General features: G+C 74.7%; 21 protein-coding genes. 16 read left to right on the forward strand and 5 right to left on the reverse strand.

The window, feature by feature from the left end; translation table 11 throughout:
* Nucleotides 1-72: 72 nt before the first annotated feature.
* The 4 genes from ybaK to OG867_RS24695 form a co-directional block, all read right to left on the reverse strand.
* Nucleotides 73-573, reverse strand: a complete 501-nt coding sequence (gene ybaK, locus OG867_RS24680; protein ID WP_406288538.1) for a Cys-tRNA(Pro) deacylase — start codon at nt 571-573, stop codon at nt 73-75.
* Between the two features lie 5 nt (nt 574-578).
* Nucleotides 579-1322: an LON peptidase substrate-binding domain-containing protein gene (locus OG867_RS24685; protein ID WP_406288540.1), complete on the reverse strand. Its 744-nt coding sequence runs from the start codon at nt 1320-1322 to the stop codon at nt 579-581.
* A gap of 5 nt (nt 1323-1327) precedes the next feature.
* A complete protein-coding gene (locus OG867_RS24690) occupies nt 1328-2368 on the reverse strand; it encodes a hypothetical protein (RefSeq protein ID WP_406288543.1) in 1041 nt (346 codons plus the stop codon).
* 225 nt (nt 2369-2593) lie between these two features.
* A complete protein-coding gene (locus tag OG867_RS24695; RefSeq protein WP_328899731.1) occupies nt 2594-4195 on the reverse strand; it encodes an oxidoreductase in 1602 nt (533 codons plus the stop codon).
* A 146-nt stretch (nt 4196-4341) separates the two neighbouring features.
* Between OG867_RS24695 and hisD the strand changes: the two genes are divergently transcribed.
* The 12 genes from hisD to OG867_RS24755 all read left to right on the forward strand — a co-directional run bounded on the left by hisD (nt 4342) and on the right by OG867_RS24755 (nt 16327).
* Nucleotides 4342-5664 (forward strand): histidinol dehydrogenase, encoded by a 1323-nt coding sequence (hisD, locus tag OG867_RS24700; protein WP_328899730.1) that lies wholly within the window; start codon nt 4342-4344, stop codon nt 5662-5664.
* Nucleotides 5661-6797: a histidinol-phosphate transaminase gene (locus OG867_RS24705; protein ID WP_406288547.1), complete on the forward strand. Its 1137-nt coding sequence runs from the start codon at nt 5661-5663 to the stop codon at nt 6795-6797. Before hisD ends, OG867_RS24705 begins: the two co-directional genes overlap by 4 nt.
* Nucleotides 6794-7390: an imidazoleglycerol-phosphate dehydratase HisB gene (gene hisB, locus OG867_RS24710; protein ID WP_328899728.1), complete on the forward strand. Its 597-nt coding sequence runs from the start codon at nt 6794-6796 to the stop codon at nt 7388-7390. The genes OG867_RS24705 and hisB overlap by 4 nt, the downstream gene beginning before the upstream one ends.
* Nucleotides 7387-7554 carry a hypothetical protein gene (locus OG867_RS24715; protein WP_018104487.1) on the forward strand — a complete coding sequence of 56 codons (168 nt, stop codon included), beginning with the start codon at nt 7387-7389 and terminating at the stop codon, nt 7552-7554. Before hisB ends, OG867_RS24715 begins: the two co-directional genes overlap by 4 nt.
* 17 nt (nt 7555-7571) lie before the next feature.
* Nucleotides 7572-8213, forward strand: a complete 642-nt coding sequence (gene hisH / locus OG867_RS24720) for an imidazole glycerol phosphate synthase subunit HisH (RefSeq protein WP_328899727.1) — start codon at nt 7572-7574, stop codon at nt 8211-8213.
* A complete protein-coding gene (priA, locus tag OG867_RS24725) occupies nt 8213-8938 on the forward strand; it encodes a bifunctional 1-(5-phosphoribosyl)-5-((5-phosphoribosylamino)methylideneamino)imidazole-4-carboxamide isomerase/phosphoribosylanthranilate isomerase PriA (protein WP_018104489.1) in 726 nt (241 codons plus the stop codon). Before hisH ends, priA begins: the two co-directional genes overlap by 1 nt.
* The gene (locus OG867_RS24730; protein ID WP_328899726.1) at nt 8935-9339 is read left to right on the forward strand and encodes a RidA family protein; all 405 of its coding nucleotides are present in this window, start codon (nt 8935-8937) and stop codon (nt 9337-9339) included. Before priA ends, OG867_RS24730 begins: the two co-directional genes overlap by 4 nt.
* Nucleotides 9336-10091 carry an imidazole glycerol phosphate synthase subunit HisF gene (gene hisF, locus OG867_RS24735; protein ID WP_328899725.1) on the forward strand — a complete coding sequence of 252 codons (756 nt, stop codon included), beginning with the start codon at nt 9336-9338 and terminating at the stop codon, nt 10089-10091. Before OG867_RS24730 ends, hisF begins: the two co-directional genes overlap by 4 nt.
* Nucleotides 10092-10218: 127 nt before the next feature.
* The gene (locus OG867_RS24740; protein WP_406291165.1) at nt 10219-12903 is read left to right on the forward strand and encodes a LuxR C-terminal-related transcriptional regulator; all 2685 of its coding nucleotides are present in this window, start codon (nt 10219-10221) and stop codon (nt 12901-12903) included.
* Between the two features lie 177 nt (nt 12904-13080).
* Nucleotides 13081-14370, forward strand: a complete 1290-nt coding sequence (locus OG867_RS24745; protein WP_406288553.1) for a PucR family transcriptional regulator — start codon at nt 13081-13083, stop codon at nt 14368-14370.
* A gap of 99 nt (nt 14371-14469) precedes the next feature.
* The gene (locus tag OG867_RS24750; protein WP_328899723.1) at nt 14470-15057 is read left to right on the forward strand and encodes a helix-turn-helix domain-containing protein; all 588 of its coding nucleotides are present in this window, start codon (nt 14470-14472) and stop codon (nt 15055-15057) included.
* A 22-nt stretch (nt 15058-15079) separates the two neighbouring features.
* On the forward strand, nt 15080-16327 hold the full coding sequence (locus OG867_RS24755; protein ID WP_406288558.1) for an MFS transporter: 1248 nt from the start codon (nt 15080-15082) through the stop codon (nt 16325-16327).
* A gap of 30 nt (nt 16328-16357) precedes the next feature.
* Here OG867_RS24755 and OG867_RS24760 read toward each other — a convergent pair whose 3' ends face one another.
* The gene (locus tag OG867_RS24760) at nt 16358-16990 is read right to left on the reverse strand and encodes a TIGR03085 family metal-binding protein (protein WP_406288561.1); all 633 of its coding nucleotides are present in this window, start codon (nt 16988-16990) and stop codon (nt 16358-16360) included.
* Nucleotides 16991-17075: 85 nt separating this feature from the next.
* Between OG867_RS24760 and hisI the strand changes: the two genes are divergently transcribed.
* The 4 genes from hisI to OG867_RS24780 all read left to right on the forward strand — a co-directional run bounded on the left by hisI (nt 17076) and on the right by OG867_RS24780 (nt 20054).
* On the forward strand, nt 17076-17459 hold the full coding sequence (gene hisI, locus OG867_RS24765; RefSeq protein WP_406288564.1) for a phosphoribosyl-AMP cyclohydrolase: 384 nt from the start codon (nt 17076-17078) through the stop codon (nt 17457-17459).
* An 11-nt stretch (nt 17460-17470) separates the two neighbouring features.
* Nucleotides 17471-18958, forward strand: coding sequence for an anthranilate synthase component I (locus tag OG867_RS24770; protein ID WP_406288566.1), 1488 nt, complete (start codon nt 17471-17473; stop codon nt 18956-18958).
* 68 nt (nt 18959-19026) lie between these two features.
* On the forward strand, nt 19027-19683 hold the full coding sequence (locus OG867_RS24775) for a TIGR02234 family membrane protein (RefSeq protein WP_328899718.1): 657 nt from the start codon (nt 19027-19029) through the stop codon (nt 19681-19683).
* A gap of 122 nt (nt 19684-19805) precedes the next feature.
* The gene (locus OG867_RS24780; RefSeq protein WP_328899717.1) at nt 19806-20054 is read left to right on the forward strand and encodes an HGxxPAAW family protein; all 249 of its coding nucleotides are present in this window, start codon (nt 19806-19808) and stop codon (nt 20052-20054) included.
* Nucleotides 20055-20184 lie beyond the last annotated feature (130 nt).

Genomic DNA, 20184 nt, shown 5'->3' on the forward strand with positions numbered 1-20184 from the left:
CTGTGCCGTTGGTCCCCAGGCCGCTACCCGTACCTTCCCGAAACCGGTCCGCCAGGGGTCCCGCGCCCCGCGTCAACCTCGGCCGATGTCCGCGAACACCGCGCCCGTCAGCGCCGCCAGGTCCTCCGGGGACAGCTCCACCTCCAGGCCCCGGCGGCCCGCCGAGACGCAGATCGTGGGGTGGGTGCGGGAGGACGCGTCCAGGACCGTGGGGAGGCGTTTGCGTTGGCCCAGGGGGGAGATGCCGCCGCGGACATAGCCCGTGGTGCGTTCGGCCGCGGCCGGGTCCGCCATCGTGGCGCGTTTGCCGCCGGCGGCCGCGGCCAGGGCCTTCAGGTCCAGGGAGCCGGCGACCGGGACGACGGCGACCGTCAGGCGGCCGTCCACGTCGGCGATCAGGGTCTTGAAGACGCGGTCGGGGGAGACGCCCAGGGCCTGGGCCGCCTCCTCGCCGTAGGAGGGCGACGCCGGGTCGTGTTCGTACGCGTGCACGGTGAACGCCGTGCCCGCCGCCGTCAGGGCGACCGTGGCGGGGGTGCCGCCGGACGGGGGCTTCTTCTGCTTCTTGGCCATGGGCGTCAGTTCGGGTGTGTCGGGGCGACGGTCAGGTCCACCGCGGGGAGCGACGGCAGGTGCCGGATGACCGCGGTCTCCGCGCGCAGGATCCGCAGCTCCTCGCGGAGCCGGGTCGCGGTGTCCGGGGCCTGGAGGAGCCGCTGCTTGGCGGGGACGTCCAGGATCACCGTGGAGGCGACCAGATACGAGACGACCGACGGGTCGTCCGGCAGCTCCGCGCCCGTGGTGAGGGAGCGCTCGCTCGCGCCCGCCAGGCGCTTCTGGTAGCCGCGGAAGGCCCGCAGGACGCCCTCGGCGAGCGGGCCCGCCTCGTCGCCCGGGTCCTCCTCCAGCTCCTCCAGCTCGGCCGTGAGGAAGGGGCCGCTCGCGTCCACGGACAGGAGCCGGACCCGGGTGGTGCCGGTGGCCAGGACCTCGAAGCTGCCGTCCGCGCGCTCCCGGATGGTCGCGGCGTCGGCGACGCAGCCCACCCGGTGCAGCGACTGGAGGGGATCGGGTCCGAAGCCGTCGGCCGGGGCGCGTTCGACGGGCTTGCGGACCGCCTCCGGCATGCCGAGACCCGTGACGGCGGTCTCCCGGCCGTCGCGGATGGCGACCACGGCGAACCGGCGCGGTTCGTCCTCGTCAATCGTCAGGAGCTCCCGCATCATGGCGCGATATCGCTCCTCGAAGACGTTGAGGGGCAGCACGAGGCCCGGGAACAGCACCGCGTTCAGCGGGAACAGAGGCAGGCGAGCGGTGGTCACAGCGGTCAAGCGTAATGGCCGCGCGCCCGCCCTCGTCCGGAGCCTTGCCTCAGCGGGGTCGCGGAGGCCACCCGGAGCCGTGCGCCGTCCCGCGCGTCCAGGAACCGGCCCAGTGGATCGCCGGACACCGAAGCCCACGGGAACGAGGACGCGTGCGGGCCGATCCGGCCGAACTGTTCCAGTGCCTCGGCCCACCGGCCCCGTACCACCAGGACGTACGCGAGCAGATTGCGGACCTCGGCCGGCCAAGGGTCGCCCGGGGCGAAGGCGGCCGACAGCGAGATCGCCAGGTCCGCCGCCGCGTCGATCCGCTCCACCTGCACCGAGGTCGACCGGGTGTCCCAGGGACCCTCGGTCAGCATCGCGAACGCGGCCCGCAGCGGCAGCGCCTGGACCAGGGAGCTGGGCACCGAGTCCTCGGCGGCCCGCTCCGCGAAGTCGAAGCACTCGCGGTGCGAGCCGTACCAGGCGGCCGAGAGGTACTGGAGGGCGGCGACATGGCAGCCGTAGTGGTGCGTGGAGCGCTGGAGGGCTTCCCCCCACAGCGCCTCGAACGCGGTGTGCGTGGCCTGCGTGCCCCGGGCGTGGTCCAGCGCGAGGCGCCAGGGCACCGGGTCGCGCGGGTCACCGGCCGCGGCCGCCGTGATCAGCGGCCCCACCTCGCGCAGCTGCTCCGCGCGCGCCGGGGACTCCCAGGCGCGGTCGACCGAGAGCTGCGCCTTGACGAGCAGCGCGTCCGGATCGTGCGGCGCGGCGGCCAGCCAGTCCGCGAGCCAGCCGTCCCGGTTGCGGGCGAACGCGACGAGCCGTCTCAGGTAGCGGTCCCGGCTCTCCCACTCGGCCGCGTCCCGGGTGGTCGCCAGGAGCTTCGCGGCCGGTTCGTACTCCCCGGCCGCGGCGGCCACCAGCGCGGGGGACAGCCGTTCGTCGGGGGCGTCGAGCAGCACGGCGTGGTCCGTGGGCAGCCCGGTGGAGAGCGCCGGGGTGTAACGGAACACGCGCGCGGTTCGGAGCAGAGCGCGGAGGAAAGGCATGGTGCAGACCATTGAAAAGCGCTGGTGGAGGCAGGCGCCAGGGGGAGTGCTGTGAAGCATTTGTGCCGAGTGGATGGGTTGCCCGGCCGTCGGTCAAGGAGCGGTAAAGGAATCCGGGGATTCTGGCTCATTCTCGTCGGTCCCGGGCAGAAGGTCCGTGGTCCGTCCAGGCGGTGACGGTGCCCCGCGCGGCCTGTGGCCGCCGGGGAGGGCCGTCCGCGCTCCGGCGTCCGGCGGTCAGCCCCGGCGCAGCAGCCGGGAGGCGCCCGCCGCGACCGTGGTGGCCAGTATCCACCCCACCAGGACCAGCCCGGCCGCCATCCACTGCCAGCCGCCCTCCAGCCGCCAGTAGCCCTGCTGGCCGAGATCGATCACCGGGACGAGCAGATCCAGCGCGTACAGCGCCGCGTTCCACTGCGGATGCTCCGCGCCCTTGATCGAGGCCGGGTCGTACCGCGAGAAGGCCAGCGTGCCCGCCGCCCACAGCACCGCCATCCACACCGCGGCCCGCCCCGGCCGGTATCCGTAGGCCACCGTCCAGTCCTGGAGGTAGCCCCACAGCTTCCCGGCCGGCGGCAGGGTCTCGCGGCGGCGGCGCTGTTTGGCGAGCAGCACCTCCCGGGCGTCCGCGTCCTCCCCGCAGCTCCGGAGCACCGCCGCCAGCCGCTCGTACGGCTCCGGCACGTACTCCGGGGTCGCCGCCGCCACCCACTCCAGGCGCCGGGACAGCGGGAAGTGTCCGTACGGGACGAGGTTCTCGTACACGAAGCCGCCCATCGCGAGCCCGCCCGGGCCCGGCCAGCTGGACGACACGTCGATCAGCGTGACGACCTTCGCGCCGTTGAGCACCACCCGGCCGCGCACCGGCCGCTCCGGGTTGAACCGCAGCTCCGGCGTGACCGTCCGGCGCAGCGACAGCTCCTCGTGCGCGTCCAGCACGAACACCGCCTTGTGCAGGTCCACCGCGTCACCGAACCTGCCGTCGTCCAGCCGCACCCCGCCCCGGCAGCGGAACACCTGCGAGCGGGTGCCGTGCGCCGGGGTCGGCGAGGTCGCGATGCCGTACGGGGGAGTGGTGCCCTGGTTCCCCGTGTCGACGCTGACCCACGCCTCGCTCATGTACAGCGTCCGCTCGACGCTGAGCTGCGGGGCGTTCAGCGCGCGGCGGCCCCGGCCCGCGCGCAGCCGGCTGCCGCGCAGGCTCAGCGAACCGCCCACCTTCGCCCCGCGCAGACTCAGCTCGCCCAGCATGTCGGCCATCTCGGCCTGGAGGTCCTGGGCGACCGCAAGACCGTCCCCGAGCAGCGCCCGCCCCTGCCGGTCCGGGCCGACCTCGATCTGGTTGACCAGCAGGTCCGTGCCGATCTGGGCGTCCGTGAGCCGGATCCCGCGCTCCACCCGGCAGCGCGGCAGATGCAGATCGCCCTCGGTGCGCAGCCGGGCCGCGTCGAACCGGGGCATCGCGCACCCCACCAGCCGCAGGGTCGTGAAGTGGCACTCCGGGAACACCACCTCCTCGTCGAACCGGCAGCCGGTCAGCTCCACGTACGGATCGACGCGACCGCCCGCCAGGTCCAGCTTCCCCGTGATCCGTACGCCCCAGAGCTTCAGCGCCGTCACCCGGCCCGGCCGGGCCGGCGGGCCGCTCAGCAGCAGCCGGGCGACGACCCGGGCCGCCACACTGCGCTCGGGGCCCCACTCGTGCGGGGCGAACGGATCGTCGCGGACCCGGTCGCGGGACCGGAGGTCGTAGGTCGTGCCGTTCCGGAAGGACTGCCACATGCCCAGCTCCGCCGCGCTGAGGCCGTCCGGGAGATCATCGTCGTGCCGCTCCGTCACCGGTGCCCCTTTCGTTCGGAGGCGTGATCCCGTTATTCCCTCTGAGTGACGGAATGAACGCACATAGTCAGCCGTCACAGCACCGGCATGTATCAGCCAGTGATACGGCCGTCCGGTCGCGCGCGGCGGTCTGCGAGAATTGCGGTGTGATCTCTCGAATCGATCTGCGCGGCGATGCCCTCCCCGAGGGTGCCGCCCTGCGCGACCTGCTGCCCCGTGCCGAGTTCGACGTGGAGGCCGCCCTGGAGACGGTGCGGCCCATCTGCGAGGACGTACGCCATCGTGGCTCGGCGGCAGTGATCGACTGGGGGGAGAAGTTCGACGGCGTCCGGATCGAATCGGTCCGGGTGCCCGCCGCCGCCCTCGCCCGGGCGCTGGAGGAGCTGGATCCGGCCGTCCGCGCCGCCCTTGAGGAATCCGTCCGCCGCGCCCGCCTCGTCCACCGCGCCCAGCGCCGTACCACGCACACCACCCAGGTCGTCCCCGGCGGCACGGTCACCGAGAAGTGGGTGCCCGTCGACCGCGTCGGGCTCTACGTGCCGGGCGGCCGCGCGGTCTACCCGTCCTCCGTCGTGATGAACGTCGTCCCGGCCCAGGAGGCGGGCGTCCCCGGCCTCGCCGTCTCCTCGCCGCCCCAGAAGGAGTTCGGCGGACTGCCGCACCCGACGATCCTGGCCGCCTGCGCCCTCCTCGGCGTGGACGAGGTCTACGCCGCCGGCGGCGCCCAGGCCGTCGCGATGTTCGCGTACGGCACCGAGGACTGCCGCCCCGTCGACCTGGTCACCGGCCCCGGCAACATCTACGTCGCCGCCGCCAAGCGCCTTCTCAAGGGCCGCATCGGCATCGACGCCGAAGCCGGACCCACCGAGATCGCGATCCTGGCCGACGCCACCGCCGACCCGGTGCACGTCGCCGCCGACCTGATCAGCCAGGCCGAGCACGACCCGATGGCCGCCGCCGTCCTCGTCACCGACTCCGAGGAGCTGGCCGCCGCCACCGAGGCCGAGCTGGTCACCCAGGTCGCCGCGACCAAGCACGTCGAGGAGCGCATCGAGCCCGCCCTGGCCGGCCGGCAGTCCGCGATCGTCCTCGTCAACGACCTGGCGGACGGCCTCACCGTCGTCAACGCGTACGCCGCCGAGCACCTGGAGATCCAGACCGCCGACGCCGCCGCGCTCGCCGACCGCGTCCGCAACGCCGGAGCGGTGTTCGTCGGCCCCTGGTCGCCCGTCTCGCTCGGCGACTACTGCGCGGGCTCCAACCACGTGCTGCCCACCGGCGGCTGCGCCTGCCACTCCTCGGGCCTGTCCGTGCAGTCCTTCCTGCGCGGCATCCACATCGTGGACTACACGCGCGACGCGCTCGCCGAGGTCACCCACCACGTGGTGACCCTCGCCGAGGCGGAGGACCTCCCCGCCCACGGCGCCGCGCTCAAGGCCAGGTTCGGGTGGAAGGTTCCCCAGCGGTGACGAACAGCGACACGGGCGGCCCCACGGCCAACCCCTGGGACGCCCTGCCCCTCCGCGACGAACTGCGCGGCCAGTCCCCGTACGGCGCGCCCCAGCTCGACGTTCCCGTACGGCTCAACACCAACGAGAACCCCTACCCGCTGCCCGACGCCCTGGTCGACCGCATCGCCGAACGGGTCCGCGAGGCCGCCCGCGACCTCAACCGCTACCCCGACCGGGACGCCGTCGAGCTGCGCACCGAGCTCGCCCGCTACCTCACCCGCACCGCCGGGCACCGCGTCGAGACCGCCAACGTCTGGGCCGCCAACGGCTCCAACGAGGTCCTCCAGCAGCTGCTCCAGACCTTCGGCGGGCCCGGCCGCACCGCGATCGGCTTCGAGCCCTCGTACTCGATGCACGCCCTCATCTCCCGCGGCACCGGCACCGGCTGGATCTCCGGGCCGCGCAACGAGGACTTCACCATCGACGTCGACGCCGCGTGCGCCGTCATCGCCGAGCGCCGCCCGGACGTCGTCTTCATCACCTCCCCCAACAACCCCACCGGCACCGCCGTGGACGCCGACACCGTCCTCGCGCTGTACGAGGCCGCGCAGGCGGCCAAGCCGTCGATGGTCGTCGTGGACGAGGCGTACGGCGAATTCAGCCACCACCCCTCGCTGCTCCCGCTGATCGAGGGCCGCCGCCACCTGGTCCTCTCGCGCACCATGTCGAAGGCGTTCGGCGCCGCCGGGCTCCGCCTCGGCTACCTCGCCGCCGATCCCGCCGTGGTCGACGCGGTGCAGCTGGTCCGGCTGCCGTACCACCTGTCCTCCGTCACCCAGGCCACCGCGCTCGCCGCCCTGGAGCACACCGATACGCTCCTCGGGTACGTCGCGCAGCTCAAGAGCGAGCGCGACCGGATCGTCACCGAGCTGCGCGGTCTCGGCTTCGACGTCACCGAATCGGACGCCAACTTCGTCCAGTTCGGCCGCTTCGCCAACAGCCACGCCGCCTGGCGGCAGATCCTCGACCGGGGCGTCCTGGTCCGGGACAACGGCGTACCGGGATGGCTGCGGGTCTCCGCGGGGACCCCGGCAGAGAACGACGCGTTCCTCGATGCGGTGCGCGGACTGAAGAAGGAGCACGACGCATGAACCCCCGCACAGGCCGCGTGGAACGCACCACGAAGGAAACGTCCGTGCTGGTCGAGATCAACCTCGACGGCACCGGCAAGGTCGACGTCGCGACCGGGGTCGGCTTCTACGACCACATGCTCGACCAGCTCGGCCGGCACGGTCTGTTCGACCTCACCGTCAAGACCGACGGCGACCTGCACATCGACTCGCACCACACCATCGAGGACACCGCCCTCGCGCTCGGCGCCGCCTTCAAGCAGGCGCTCGGCGACAAGGTCGGCATCTACCGCTTCGGCAACTGCACCGTCCCGCTGGACGAGTCGCTCGCCCAGGTCACCGTGGACCTCTCCGGCCGCCCCTACCTGGTGCACACCGAGCCCGAGAACATGGCGCCGATGATCGGCGCCTACGACACGACGATGACCCGGCACATCCTGGAGTCGTTCGTCGCCCAGGCGCAGATCGCCCTGCACGTCCACGTCCCGTACGGGCGCAACGCGCACCACATCGTGGAGTGCCAGTTCAAGGCGCTCGCCCGTGCCCTGCGCTACGCCAGCGAGCACGACCCGCGCGCGGCCGGCATCCTCCCGTCCACGAAGGGCGCCCTGTGACCGGCCTCAACACCATCCTGATCCTGGTCGGCCTGTTCCTGGCCGGCGGGGTCTACTCCTTCTCCAAGCAGGGCATGCCCAAGGGCGTCATCGTGCTGCTCTCCATCGCATCGCTGATGTGCCTGGTGGCGGGCGTCCTGCGCATTCAAGGTCTCTGGGACTAGGAAGCGACGAGCGACACGTGGATACGAAGAAGAAGGTCGTCGTCTTCGACTACGGCTTCGGCAACGTCCGTTCCGCCGAGCGCGCCCTCGCCCACGTCGGCGCGGACGTCGAGATCACCCGCGACTTCGACGCCGCGATGAACGCGGACGGGCTGCTCGTGCCCGGCGTCGGCGCGTTCTCGGCGTGCATGGAGGGCCTGAAGAAGGCCCGCGGCGAGTGGGTCATCGGCCGCAGGCTGGCCGGCGGACGCCCCGTCATGGGCATCTGCGTCGGCATGCAGATCCTGTTCGAGCGCGGCATCGAGCACGGTGTGGAGACCGAGGGCCTGGACGAGTGGCCCGGCACGGTCGGCCCGCTGAAGGCCGACGTCGTCCCGCACATGGGCTGGAACACCGTCGAAGCCCCCGAGGGCTCCCAGCTGTTCGCCGGACTCGACCCCGAGAGCCGGTACTACTTCGTGCACTCCTACGCGGCGCACGACTGGTCCCTCGAAGTCACCAACGCGAAGATCCGTGCCCCCAGGGTCACCTGGGCCACGCACGGCGAACGGTTCGTGGCGGCCGTGGAGAACGGCGCGCTGTGGGCCACCCAGTTCCACCCCGAGAAGTCCGGCGATGCCGGCGCCCAGCTGCTGACCAACTGGATCGAGACGCTGTAATGCCGAAGCTTGAACTGCTCCCCGCCGTAGACGTCCGCGACGGCCAGGCGGTCCGCCTGGTGCACGGCGAGTCCGGCTCCGAGACCTCCTACGGTTCCCCGCTGGAGGCCGCACTCGCCTGGCAGCGCGCCGGCGCCGAGTGGCTGCACCTCGTGGACCTGGACGCCGCCTTCGGCACCGGGGACAACCGGAGCCTCATCGCCGAGGTCGCCGGCGCCATGGACATCAAGGTCGAGCTGTCCGGCGGCATCCGCGACGACGCCTCGCTCGCCGCCGCCCTCGCCACCGGCTGCCGCCGCGTCAACCTCGGCACCGCAGCCCTGGAGACCCCGGAATGGGTCGCCAAGGTCATCGCCGAGCACGGCGACAAGATCGCCGTCGGCCTGGACGTGCGCGGCACCACCCTGCGCGGCCGGGGCTGGACCCGCGACGGCGGCGACCTCTACGAGACGCTGGCCCGCCTCGACTCCGAGGGCTGCGCCCGCTACGTCGTCACCGACATCGCCAAGGACGGCACCCTCCAGGGCCCCAACCTGGAACTCCTGAAGAACGTCTGCGCCGCCACCGACAAGCCCGTCGTCGCCTCCGGCGGCGTCTCCTCGCTGGACGACCTGCGCGCCATCGCCTCGCTCGTTCCGGCGGGCGTCGAGGGCGCGATCGTCGGCAAGGCCCTGTACGCGAAGGCGTTCACCCTCGAAGAGGCGCTGGAGGCGGTCTCCGTATGACCGAATCCGCATCCGTGCGCCGCGTCTCCTCCGGTGCCCCCTGGGAGGAGAAGTTCGGCTACTCCCGCGCCGTCGAACTGCCGAACGGCCTGGTGCTCGTCTCCGGCTGTACGTCCGTGGTGGGCGGCGAGATCGCCGCGGGCGGCCCGTACGACCAGACGGTCACCGCCTTCCACGTCGCCCTCGACGCGCTGAAGGAGCTGGGCCTCGGCCGCGAGGACGTCGTCCGCACCCGGATGTACGTCATGCACGCCCGGGACACCGACGAGGTCGGCCGCGCCCACAAGGAGCTGTTCGACGCCGTGCGCCCCGCCGCCACCATGGTCGTGGTCTCCGGCTTCGTGGACCCGGGCCTGGTCGTCGAGGTCGAGGTCGAGGCATACCGGGCGGGTGCGCGATGAGCCTCGCGGTACGCGTCATCCCCTGCCTCGACGTGGACAACGGCCGGGTCGTCAAGGGCGTCAACTTCCAGAACCTGCGGGACGCGGGCGACCCCGTCGAGATGGCGAAGCTGTACGACGCCGAGGGCGCCGACGAGCTGACCTTCCTGGACATCACCGCGTCCAGCGGCGACCGGGAGACCACCTACGACGTGGTGCGCCGCACCGCCGAGCAGGTCTTCATCCCGCTCACGGTGGGCGGCGGCGTCCGCACCCCGGACGACGTCGACAAGCTGCTGCGGGCCGGCGCGGACAAGGTGGGCGTCAATACGGCGGCCATCGCCCGGCCGGAGCTGATCCGGGAGATCGCCGAGCGCTTCGGCCGCCAGGTCCTGGTGCTCTCGGTGGACGCCCGGCGCACCCCGGAGGGCACGTTCGAGGTCACCACGCACGGCGGCCGCCGGGGCACCGGCATCGACGCCGTCGAGTGGGCCCACCGGGCGGCGGACCTCGGCGCCGGGGAGATCCTGCTCAACTCGATGGACGCCGACGGGACGAAGGACGGCTACGACACCGAGATGATCGCCGCCGTCCGCGAGCACGTCCGGGTCCCCGTCATCGCCTCCGGCGGCGCCGGCCGGCTCGCGGACTTCGCGCCGGCCATCGACGCCGGGGCCGACGCGGTCCTGGCCGCTTCCGTCTTCCACTTCGGCGACCTGCGCATCGCCGAGGTCAAGGGCGCGCTGGCGGAGGCCGGGCACCCGGTGCGCTGACCGGCCGGTTGTGCGCGTGCACAGACATGGGGCGTCCTTCCCTGGGAGGGCGCCCCACACGCGTACGCGCACCTTCCGGGCCCCGGTACGCGGGCCTAGCGTGCCGGGCGTGACTCCCCCCACGACCGTGCACCGTCCGCTCCGGCTGTACGGCCGTAGCGGTGAACTCGCCGCCCTGGACGCCCTGCTGACGCTCCTTCATCGCGGCGAGGGCGGCGCTCTGGTCCTCACCGCCCCGCCCGGCTCGGGCCGCACCGCCCTGCTGGCCCACGCCGTCGCGGCGCACCGCGACCGGGGCGCGGGACCCGTCCTCCACGTCGTCGCCGCCCCCGGCGAACGGTGGGTGCCGTACAGCGGGCTGCACGCGCTGCTGTGCGCGGCGGGCCCCGCACCCGGCAGCCCCGGCCCCGTACCGCGCGACGGCCTTCTCGCCCTGCTCCGGCGGACCGGCGGCGGCCGGCCGCTCCTCGTGTGCGTGGACGACGCCCACCTCTGGGACCCCGACTCCCGTGCCGCTCTCGCCTTCGCCGCCCGCCGGCTCGGTCCGGGCACCCCGGTCGCCGTGCTGATCGCCGCCGGGGACGAGGCCGGCTTCGCCGGGCTGCCCGCCCTCCGCCCCGGCCCCCTGGACGACGAGGCGGCCGCCGCGCTCCTGGACCGGCTCACCGGGGCGGACCGGGCCGACCCGGTGGTGCGGGGCGAGCTGCTCCGGGAGGCGGCCGGGAACCCCGGGCTGCTCACCGGTCTCGCCGCCTGCCTCACCCCCGCCCAGCTCGCCGGGCGGACCCCGCTGCCCTATCCGCCGCCCGGCGGCGAGGAGGTCCTGGCCGCCCACGCCGACCGCGTCGGCCACCTCCCCGCCGCCACCCGGGCCCTGCTCCTCATCGCGGCCGCCGCCCACGCGCACGAGCCGGAGGGCGCGGGGGCGGACCTCGCTCTCGTACACCGGGCCGCCGCGTCGGCCGCCGTCCCGCACCCCCCGGGCTTCACGGCCGGTGCGCTCCGGCGGGCCGGCGACCGCGTCCACTTCGGCGAGCCCCTGATGCGCCGCGCCCTTCTGCACCGGGCGCCCCCGGACCGCCGCCGCGCGGTGCACGCCCTGCTCGCCGGCCTGCTCGCGCCCGGGTACGCCGCCCTCGTCCAGCGGGCCTGCGCGTCCCCCGGCCCCGACGCCCCGCTCGCCGCCGCACTGGAGGCCGCCGCCGCCCCGCCCCGCCCGCACGCCGACCGCGCGACCGCCCTCGCCCACGCGGCCGCGCTGACCCCGGACGGGGCGACGAGGTCCGCCCGGCTCGTAGCGGCGGCCGAGCAGTACCGGCTCGCGGGGGACCCGGGGCGGGCGCGTGCCTCGCTGGCGCGGGCGGCGGCCCCGCCCGGCCACGGCCCCGCCCACCACACCCGCGGCCTGCTCGCCCTCGCCGACGGGCCCGCCCCGGACGCCCACGAGACCCTGCTCACCGCCGCCGCCCTGCTCGCCCCGCACGACCCCGGGAGCGCCCGGGACGCCCTGCTCGGGGCCGCCGAGGCCGCCTGGGCGGCGGGCGACGCCCTCGGCTACCTGGACGCGCTGACCCGTATCCCCGCGGACACCGCCGACCGGGACCTGGCCCACTACCGGGACGGGATGTGCGCCGTGCTGCGTGGCCGGATCGGTGCGGGGCACCGGCTGCTGCGCCGCTGTCTCGACTCCGGCGCCCGCGACCCGGGGGCGCTGCTACGGGCCGGGGCGGCCGGTCTGGTGCTCGGCGACCTCGACGCCGCCCGCCGGGCCGGGACCCGCGCCCTCGCCGCCGTGCACGCGAGCGGTGCCGACGCCCTGCTGCCGCAGGCGCTGGAACACCTGGCCTACGCGGAACTGCGCGCCGGCCGGCACGCCCGGGCCCGGGCCCATGCGCTGGACGGCCTGCGCGCGGCACGCCGTACCGGGCGGCCCAACACCGCCGCCCATCTGCACGCCGTACTCGCCCTCGCGGCCTCGGTGGAGAGCGGGGCGCGGGAGTACGCGGCGCACGCCGAGGCCGCGCTCGCGGGCGCCGCACCGCACGGGCTCGTCCAGGCGGAGACCCTGGCCACCTGGGCGCTGGCTCGGGCCGATCTGGCGGCCGGGCGCCCGGCGGAGGCGGCGGCGCGGCTCGACCCGCTCGTCCGGCCCGGGCCCCGGCGCGGCCACTTCGCCACCCGGATGCTCGCCGTGCCCTGCTACGTCGAGGCGTCCGTGCCGGCCGGGCGGGCGGTCCGGGGCGGGGGAGCGGACCCGGTGGCCGAGGCGGTGGCGGAGTTCGCCGTGTGGGCGACGCGCACCACGGACCCCCAGGTCCCCGCCCAACTGGCCCGCTGCCGGGCCCTGCTGGCGCCGGAGAGCGAGGCCGCCGGGCGGTACGGGGAGGCCCTGGCCCATCACGACCGGGCCGGCGGCGACTTCGAACAGGCCCGGACCCGGCTGCTGTTCGGGTCCTGGCTGCGCAGGCGCCGCCGTACCCGCGAGGCCCGCGAGCCGTTGCGGGACGCCCTCGTCGGCTTCGAGCGGTGCGGGGCCCCGGCCTGGGCGGCCCGGGCGAGCGGTGAACTGCGGGCCGCCGGTGCGGCGGTGGATCCCCCGGGGCCCGCCGGGGCGGCCGCGCCGCTGACCGGGCTCACCCCGCAACAGGCCCGGATCGCCCGGTGCGTGGCCGAGGGGGCCACCAACCAGGAGGTCGCCCGGCGGCTCTCGGTGAGCACCCGGACCGTCGACCACCACCTGCGCAACGTCTTCGCCGCGCTGGGCGTGCGCTCGCGGACGGAGCTGGCCGGGCTGCTGGGGAACGGGCGCTGAGAGCGCCCAAGTTGCGGGACCGTGATGAGAAGGAGGCCGCACGCCTCTAGGTACCGACTGGGCGGTATGTCATTCTGCGGGCGTCAGGATCATTCGGTGCGCCCGCGGCCCTGTCCTGGGCGAGGCGTGCCGGAACCGGCCGCGCACCGAGCCGGCCGAATCCCGGTGGAGGCCGCCATGCCGCAGGTCGTACGTTCACGGGTCAGGGCGCTGCACGCGCCGCCGCCCGTCGCCCCGGCCCCGCGCCGCTTCCGTTCGCTGGCCGACCGCGAGGCCGTCGCCGTCCTGCACCGGGCCGCCCGGGTGCTGGTCGCGGCGCTCCCGGAGCTGACGGACCGGATGGTGGAGGCGCTGCGGGAGCGGGAGCCCGCCTACCGCGCGGCGATCGAGGCCGCCCCGGCGGAGATCTGGCAGGAGGTGCACCAGTCGCTGCGGCACAACGTCGGTTCGCTCATCCAGCCCCGCGAGTTCCGGGAGGCCGCGCACCGCACCTCGCGGCGGATCGGCGAGGTCCGGGCCGAGCAGGGGGTGCCGCTGGACGCGGTCCTGCACGCGTTCCGGATGGGCGGGGCGATGGTCTGGCAGGACCTGGTGGACGAGACCGCCCGCCGCCACCCCGAGGACATCCGGCTGCTGGTCCATGTCGCCGCGGACGTCTGGAACTTCGTGGACGAGCACTGCGGGCTCGTCGCCGACGCCTACCGCGGGGCGGAGCGCCGCCTCGCCTGGCGCCGGGAGAACCGGCACCGCCTGATGACCGCCGCGCTGCTCGACGGCACCGCCCGGGTCGCCGACCTCCCGGACACGGCAGCGGCCCTCAGCCTGCCGGAGGACGGCCGGTACGCGGTGCTCGCGCTGCGCGACGCCCGCCGCTCCCCGCACGGCGCGGCGCACCCGCCCCTGGAACTGCCCGCCGGCCCGGACACCGTGTGGCACACGGGGGCCGAGGCGGAGTACGCCGTCCTGTCGCTGGGCCGGGCCGACGGCACGGACCCGGCGGACGCCCTCGCCGCGCTGGCCGCCGGCCTGTGCGTGCCGCCCGGGGCCCGGGCCGGCATCGGCTCGGCGGTGGACGGGCTGGCGGCGGTCGGGGACGCCCGGCGCCTCGCGGACACGGCGCTGCGGGCCTGCCCGGCGGAGGGCGGGACCGTCCTGCTCGACGCGCACCTGCCCGCCGCCCTGGTCGTCTCGTCCCCGGTGCTCGGCGCGGCCCTCGCCGACCGGGTCCTTGGCCCTCTGGACCGGCTGGACGCGGCGGACCGGGACGTGCTCATCGACACGCTCACCGCGTGGTTCGACGCGGACGGCTCGGCGCCCCGGGCGGGCGCCCGCCTCTACTGCCACCGCAACACCGTCCTCAACCGCCTCCGCCGCTTCGAACAGCTCACCGGCCGCTGTCTGACCCGCCCCTCGGACGCCACCGAGGTCTCCCTGGCGCTCGCGGCCCGCCGCCTGCTGCCGGGCTGAGACCCCGCGAGGTCCGTCCGGCCGGCGCGTACCAAGACGCGCAACATTTCTTTCGCAATAAATATTGCGCAAGTTTTCTTTCCTATCTACGCTCGGGACATGGCACGCGAAGAATCACGCCGGGTCTCCGACCTCGGCACCCTCAAGGCGTTCGGGCACCCCCTGCGGATGAAGCTCTACCGGGCCCTCTACATCTCCCGGCAGGCCACCGCGTCCCAGCTCGCCGAGCAGGTGGACGAGGCGGTCTCGCTCGTCAGCTACCACCTGCGCAAGCTCGCCGACCACGGGCTGATCGAGGAGGCCGACCGGCAGGGCAGGGACGGCCGCGAGCGCTGGTGGCAGCCCGCATCGGAGGGGCTGAGCTTCCACGACGAGGACTTCAGCGACGCGCCCGAGAAGGCCGCGACGCACTCCGCCGTCAGCAGGCTCTCCTTCGACCAGCACGTCGAGATGTACCGCCGCCACCTCGACGCGCACCGCACCTGGCCCGCCGAGTGGCGCCGCGCCTCCTTCAGCTCCGAGTACCTCGCCCGGCTGACCGCCGACGAGCTCGCCGCACTGGCGTCCGAGATGAACGACCTCATCAAGCGCTACGAGCAGCGGGGCCGCGTCCGCGAGGAGGCCGGCGACGGCGAGAACCGCGAGAACGTCGCGCTCCACGTGTACGGCTTCCCGTTCCGCACCTGACGGCCCCCGAGAGGACGAGACCGTGACCGCCACCCTGCCCGCCTCCGCCGAGGCCCCCGCCCGCCCGGCCCACCGCGACGGCAACGTCCTGCGCTGGCTCGGCGCGTACACCGCGTCCATGATCGGCGACAGCGTCTACTACATGGCCCTCGCCTGGGCCGCCGCCCGCACCGGCAACGCCTCGCAGACCGGCCTGGTGCTCGCCGCCGGCTCCATACCCCGGGCGGTGCTCCTGCTCGGCGGGGGAGTGCTCGCCGACCGGCTGGGCCCGCGCCGCGTGGTCATCGCCAGCGACACCGCCCGCTGCCTGGTGATCCTCGGCCTCGCCGGGACCCTGCTGCTCACCTCGCCCACGGTGTGGACGCTGATCGCCGTCGCGCTCGTCTTCGGCGCCGTCGACGCCCTCTTCCTGCCCGCCGTCGGCGCCCTGCCGCCCCGGATCACCGCCGCGTCCCAGCTCGCCCGCGTCCAGGGCATGCGCGGCCTCGCCACCCGGACCGCCAACGTCGTCGGCGCCCCGCTCGGCGGCGTCGCCGTCGCCCTCGGCGGCCCGGTCCTCGCCTTCGCCGCGGCCGGGATCCTCTTCGCCGTGTCGCTCCCGCTCCTGCTGGCCGTACGGATGGCCCCGCTGCCCGCATCCGAGTCCGCCGCCCCCACCGGCACCGCCTGGCACGGACTGGCCGACGGGCTGCGCCACATCCGCCGGCACCCGCTCCTCGGGCCCCTGATGCTCGTCATCGCCGTCAGCGAACTCGGCTTCGTCGGCCCCCTCAACCTCGGCCTCATCCTGCTCAGCGACGAACGCGGCTGGGGCGCCTCCGGCATGGGCTGGGTCATCGCCGCCTTCGGCACCGGAGCGGGCGCCTCCGCCCTCCTCCTCGCCGTACGCGGCCGCGTCCCCAGGGCCGGACTGGTCATGTGCCTGACCGTCCTCGTCGGGTCCTTCGCCATCGCGGCCCTGGCGTACGTGCCCTCCGTACCGCTCGCCGCGGCCGTCGGGGTCCTCGTCGGGCTCTTCGCCGGCCTCGGCGGCTCGCTGTGCGGCGCGCTCACGCAGACCGTCACCGACCCGGCCTACCTGGGCCGCGTCACCTCGGTCTCCACACTCTTCACGCACGCCCTCGCGCCGCTCAGCTACCCCGTCACCGGCGCCGCCGTCGCCCTCTGGGGCACCGGCCCGGTCTTCGTCGCCAGCGCCGCCCTGTGCGCCGCCGGCGCGGGCACCGGCCTGCTCCTCGCCCCGCTCCGCCGGGCGGAACTCCCGGGCTGACCGGGCGGCCCGAGCCCTGACGCGTACGGGCTACATGCCCAGCTTCGCCGTCGTCACCCGGCCGATCGCCTCCGGCTCGCCCTCCAGCTCCACCCGCGCCGCGTCCTGCCGCCCGAACGCGAACAGCAGCAGCTCGCCCGGTTCACCGGTCACCGTCACCACCGGCGTCCCCCGGTGTGCCACCGCGGTCTGCCCGTCCGGGCGGCGCAGCACCAGGCCCACCGGCGCCTTCCGGCCCAGCATCCGCGCCGCCTTCTCCGTACGCGCCCACAGCACGTCCGCGAAGACCGGGTCCAGCTCACGCGGCGTCCAGTCGGGCTGCGCCCGGCGCACGTCCTCCGTGTGGATGTAGAACTCCACCGTGTTCGCCGCCTCGTCCAGCTGCTTCAGGCCGAACGGGGACATCCGGGGCGGGCCGGTGCGGATGAGCTGGATCAGCTCCTCGTACGGCTTCTCGGTGAACTCGGCCATGACCCGGTCCCGCCGGGCCCTCAGCGGCCCGATGAGCGTCCCGGCCGCCGCGTCCGGCCGCCGCTCCCGCACCACCACATGGGCGGCCAGATCACGGGCCGTCCAGCCGTGGCAGAGGGTCGGGGCCTGCGGACCCGCCGCCTCCAACAGGTCGGCGAGCAGAAGACGTTCGCGCTTCGCATGGGTCGACATGCCCGCCAGCGTACGACCGCCGTCCCCCGTCCGCCCAGTGGACGCCCGCCCGGACACCCCGCGCCACCACGGCACAATGGGGCCCATGAGCAGCACGCCCCCGCCCGGCACCCCCCGGACCGCCAGCGACCTCGACCCCGCCATCGCCGCCCGCCTCAAGCGCGGCGCCGACGGACTCGTCCCGGCCGTCGCCCAGCAGTACGACACCGGCGAGGTGCTGATGCTGGGCTGGATGGACGACGAGGCGCTGCACCGCACCCTCACCACCGGCCGCTGCACCTACTGGTCCCGCAGCCGCCGGGAGTACTGGGTCAAGGGCGACACCTCGGGCCACATCCAGCTGGTCAAGTCCGTCGCCCTGGACTGCGACGCCGACACCGTCCTCGTCAAGGTCGACCAGACCGGCGCCGCCTGCCACACGGGCGACCGCACCTGCTTCGACGCCGACACGCTCTTCCTCGGACAGTAGGGTCTGCCGCCATGGACCTCGACACCTTCCGCAAGCTGGCCGTCGACCGGCGCGTCATCCCCGTCACCCGCCGCCTCCTCGCGGACGGCGACACCCCCGTCGGCCTCTACCGCAAGCTCGCGGGCGAGCGCACCGGCACCTTCCTGCTGGAATCCGCGGAGAACGGCCGCACCTGGTCGCGCTACTCGTTCATCGGCGTACGCAGCGCCGCCACGCTGACCACCCGCGACGGCGAGGCCCACTGGCTCGGCACCCCGCCGGTCGGCGTCCCCGTCGACGGCGACCCGCTGCACGCCCTGCGTGCCACCATCGAGGCCCTGCACACCCCGCACGACCGGGAATCCGGCCTCCCGCCCTTCACCGGCGGCATGGTCGGCTACCTCGGCTACGACATCGTGCGCCGCCTGGAGAAGATCGGCGAGAGCGGCGGCGACGACCTGAAGCTGCCCGAGCTGACCATGCTGCTCACCTCGGACCTCGCGGTCCTGGACCACTGGGCCGGCAGCGTCCTGCTCATCGCCAACGCCATCAACCACAACGACCTGGCCACCGGTGTGGACGAGGCGCACGCCGACGCCGTCGCCCGGCTCGACGCGATGGAGCGCGACCTGCGCCGCCCCGTCGAGAACGCCCCCGCCGCCCTGCCGCCCTCCGAGCTGCCCCCGTACACCGCGCTTTGGGGCGGCCAGGCGTACCAGGACGCCGTCGAGGACGTGAAGGAGCGCATCCGGGCCGGCGAAGCCTTCCAGGTGGTGCCCTCCCAGCGCTTCGAGACCCCGTGCACCGCGAGCGCCCTCGACGTCTACCGGGTGCTGCGCGCCACCAACCCCTCGCCGTACATGTACCTCTTCCGGTTCGACGGCTTCGACGTCGCCGGGTCCAGCCCCGAGGCCCTGGTCAAGGTCGAGGACGGCCGGGCCATGGTCCACCCCATCGCCGGAACCCGGCACCGCGGGGCCACCCCGCAGGAGGACCAGGCCCTCGCCGACGAACTCCTCGCCGACCCCAAGGAGCGCGCCGAGCACCTGATGCTCGTGGACCTCGGCCGCAACGACCTGGGCCGGGTCTGCGAACCGGGCAGCGTCGAGGTGGTCGACTTCATGTCCATCGAGCGCTACTCGCACGTGATGCACATCGTCTCCACCGTCACCGGCAAGGTCGCCCAGGGGCACACCGCCTTCGACGTGCTGACCGCCTGCTTCCCCGCCGGCACCCTCTCCGGCGCCCCCAAGCCCCGCGCCCTCCAGATCATCGAGGAGCTGGAACCCACCCGCCGGGGCCTGTACGGGGGCTGCGTCGGCTACCTGGACTTCGCCGGGGACTCCGACACCGCCATCGCCATCCGCACCGCCCTGCTCCGCGACGGCACCGCCTACGTCCAGGCGGGCGCGGGCGTCGTCGCCGACTCCGACCCGGTCGCCGAGGACACCGAGTGCCGCAACAAGGCGGCGGCCGTCCTCCGCGCCGTCCACACCGCCAACCGCCTCGGCGGCGTCTAGGGCCTGGCCGGGGGTCCTAGGGCCCCCGGCCAGGGGCGCGGTGGGGCGTTCCCGGCCGGTGAGGGATAGTGGAGTACGTGAGTGCCGTCCCCGTACCCCAGCCCCGTACCGAAGCCGCCGCCGCGCCCGACAGTGCGGGGAGCCGCCGCACCCTGGCCGCCGGCCTGCTCCTCGGGGCGGCCGGCGCGACCGTCGTCCTGCTCGCCTCCGGGCAGACCTGGGCCGAGGGCAAGGCCCCCGTCGGCGGCGGCAGCCTGCCGCTGAGCGCCGACGGGCAGGACGTCACCGGACTCCCCGCCGCCCTCGCGATCGTCGGCCTGGCCGCCCTCGTCGCCGTCTTCGCCGTACGCGGCGGCGGCCGGCGGGTGGTCGCCGGACTCCTCGCGCTCAGCGGACTCGGCGCCGCGCTCAGCGCCTTCCTCGGCGTGTCCGACAGCGGGGCGCTGGACGAGAAGGCCGCGCAGACCAGCGGTGACGCCGCCGCCACCATCACGACGCTCAGCCACACCGCCTGGCCGTACGTCACGGCGGCCGGCGGTCTGCTGATCCTGCTCGCCGGGCTGCTCGCCCTGCGCTACGGCAGCCGCTGGCCCACGATGTCCGGGCGCTACGAGCGCGACGGCACCCCCCGCCCCCGCAAGGCCCCCCGCCCGCTCGACCCCGACCGGCCCGAGGATCTGTGGAAGGCCCTGGACCGCGGCGAGGACCCGACGCGCGAGGCATGACCCCCCAGCTCACGTCCTACCCGCACGTACGGGACAATGACGGTGAGCTGGCACAGCGGCACGGGCCGTGGGCACAGCGACCCGAGCGATTCCAACAGCGCAACACCAACGAGGAGCAACTCATGGCGGGCAGCAGCCACGGACACACCCCGGCCGCCTGGACCGGTGTCATCATCGCCTTCATCGGCTTCTGCGTCGCGGGCGTCTTCATGGTCGCGGCCAACCCGGTCGGCTTCTGGGCCGGCATGGGCGTCATCCTGCTCGGTGGTGTCGTCGGCGTCGCGATGAAGGCCGCGGGCCTCGGCATGCCGAAGGAGTCGGCCGAGATGAGCGCCGCCCGAGCCCGCGCCGGCCAGGCGCAGACCTCCTGACCCCCGCACCACGTACGCCGGAAAGGCGCGGCCCGGACCGGGCTGCGCCTTTCCGCGTCAGCGGCGACAATCACCGGGTGGACGCAACGCCAACGCCAACGCCAGCCCCCGCCCCGGCTCCCGGGCCGCC

This window comes from Streptomyces sp. NBC_00209, from assembly GCF_045206345.1.
Lineage (GTDB): Bacteria > Actinomycetota > Actinomycetes > Streptomycetales > Streptomycetaceae > Streptomyces.

Excerpts from the sequence above, each read along its gene's own strand:
- ybaK (WP_406288538.1), bottom strand. The coding sequence starts at position 573 with ATGGCCAAGAAGCAGAAGAAGCCCCCGTCCGGCGGCACCCCCGCCACG.
- OG867_RS24690 (WP_406288543.1), bottom strand. The coding sequence starts at position 2,368 with ATGGTCTGCACCATGCCTTTCCTCCGCGCTCTGCTCCGAACCGCGCGC.
- hisB (WP_328899728.1), top strand. The coding sequence starts at position 6,794 with ATGAACCCCCGCACAGGCCGCGTGGAACGCACCACGAAGGAAACGTCC.
- priA (WP_018104489.1), top strand. The coding sequence starts at position 8,213 with ATGCCGAAGCTTGAACTGCTCCCCGCCGTAGACGTCCGCGACGGCCAG.
- OG867_RS24730 (WP_328899726.1), top strand. The coding sequence starts at position 8,935 with ATGACCGAATCCGCATCCGTGCGCCGCGTCTCCTCCGGTGCCCCCTGG.
- hisF (WP_328899725.1), top strand. The coding sequence starts at position 9,336 with ATGAGCCTCGCGGTACGCGTCATCCCCTGCCTCGACGTGGACAACGGC.
- OG867_RS24745 (WP_406288553.1), top strand. The coding sequence starts at position 13,081 with ATGCCGCAGGTCGTACGTTCACGGGTCAGGGCGCTGCACGCGCCGCCG.
- OG867_RS24750 (WP_328899723.1), top strand. The coding sequence starts at position 14,470 with ATGGCACGCGAAGAATCACGCCGGGTCTCCGACCTCGGCACCCTCAAG.
- OG867_RS24760 (WP_406288561.1), bottom strand. The coding sequence starts at position 16,990 with ATGTCGACCCATGCGAAGCGCGAACGTCTTCTGCTCGCCGACCTGTTG.
- hisI (WP_406288564.1), top strand. The coding sequence starts at position 17,076 with ATGAGCAGCACGCCCCCGCCCGGCACCCCCCGGACCGCCAGCGACCTC.
- OG867_RS24770 (WP_406288566.1), top strand. The coding sequence starts at position 17,471 with ATGGACCTCGACACCTTCCGCAAGCTGGCCGTCGACCGGCGCGTCATC.
- OG867_RS24780 (WP_328899717.1), top strand. The coding sequence starts at position 19,806 with ATGGCGGGCAGCAGCCACGGACACACCCCGGCCGCCTGGACCGGTGTC.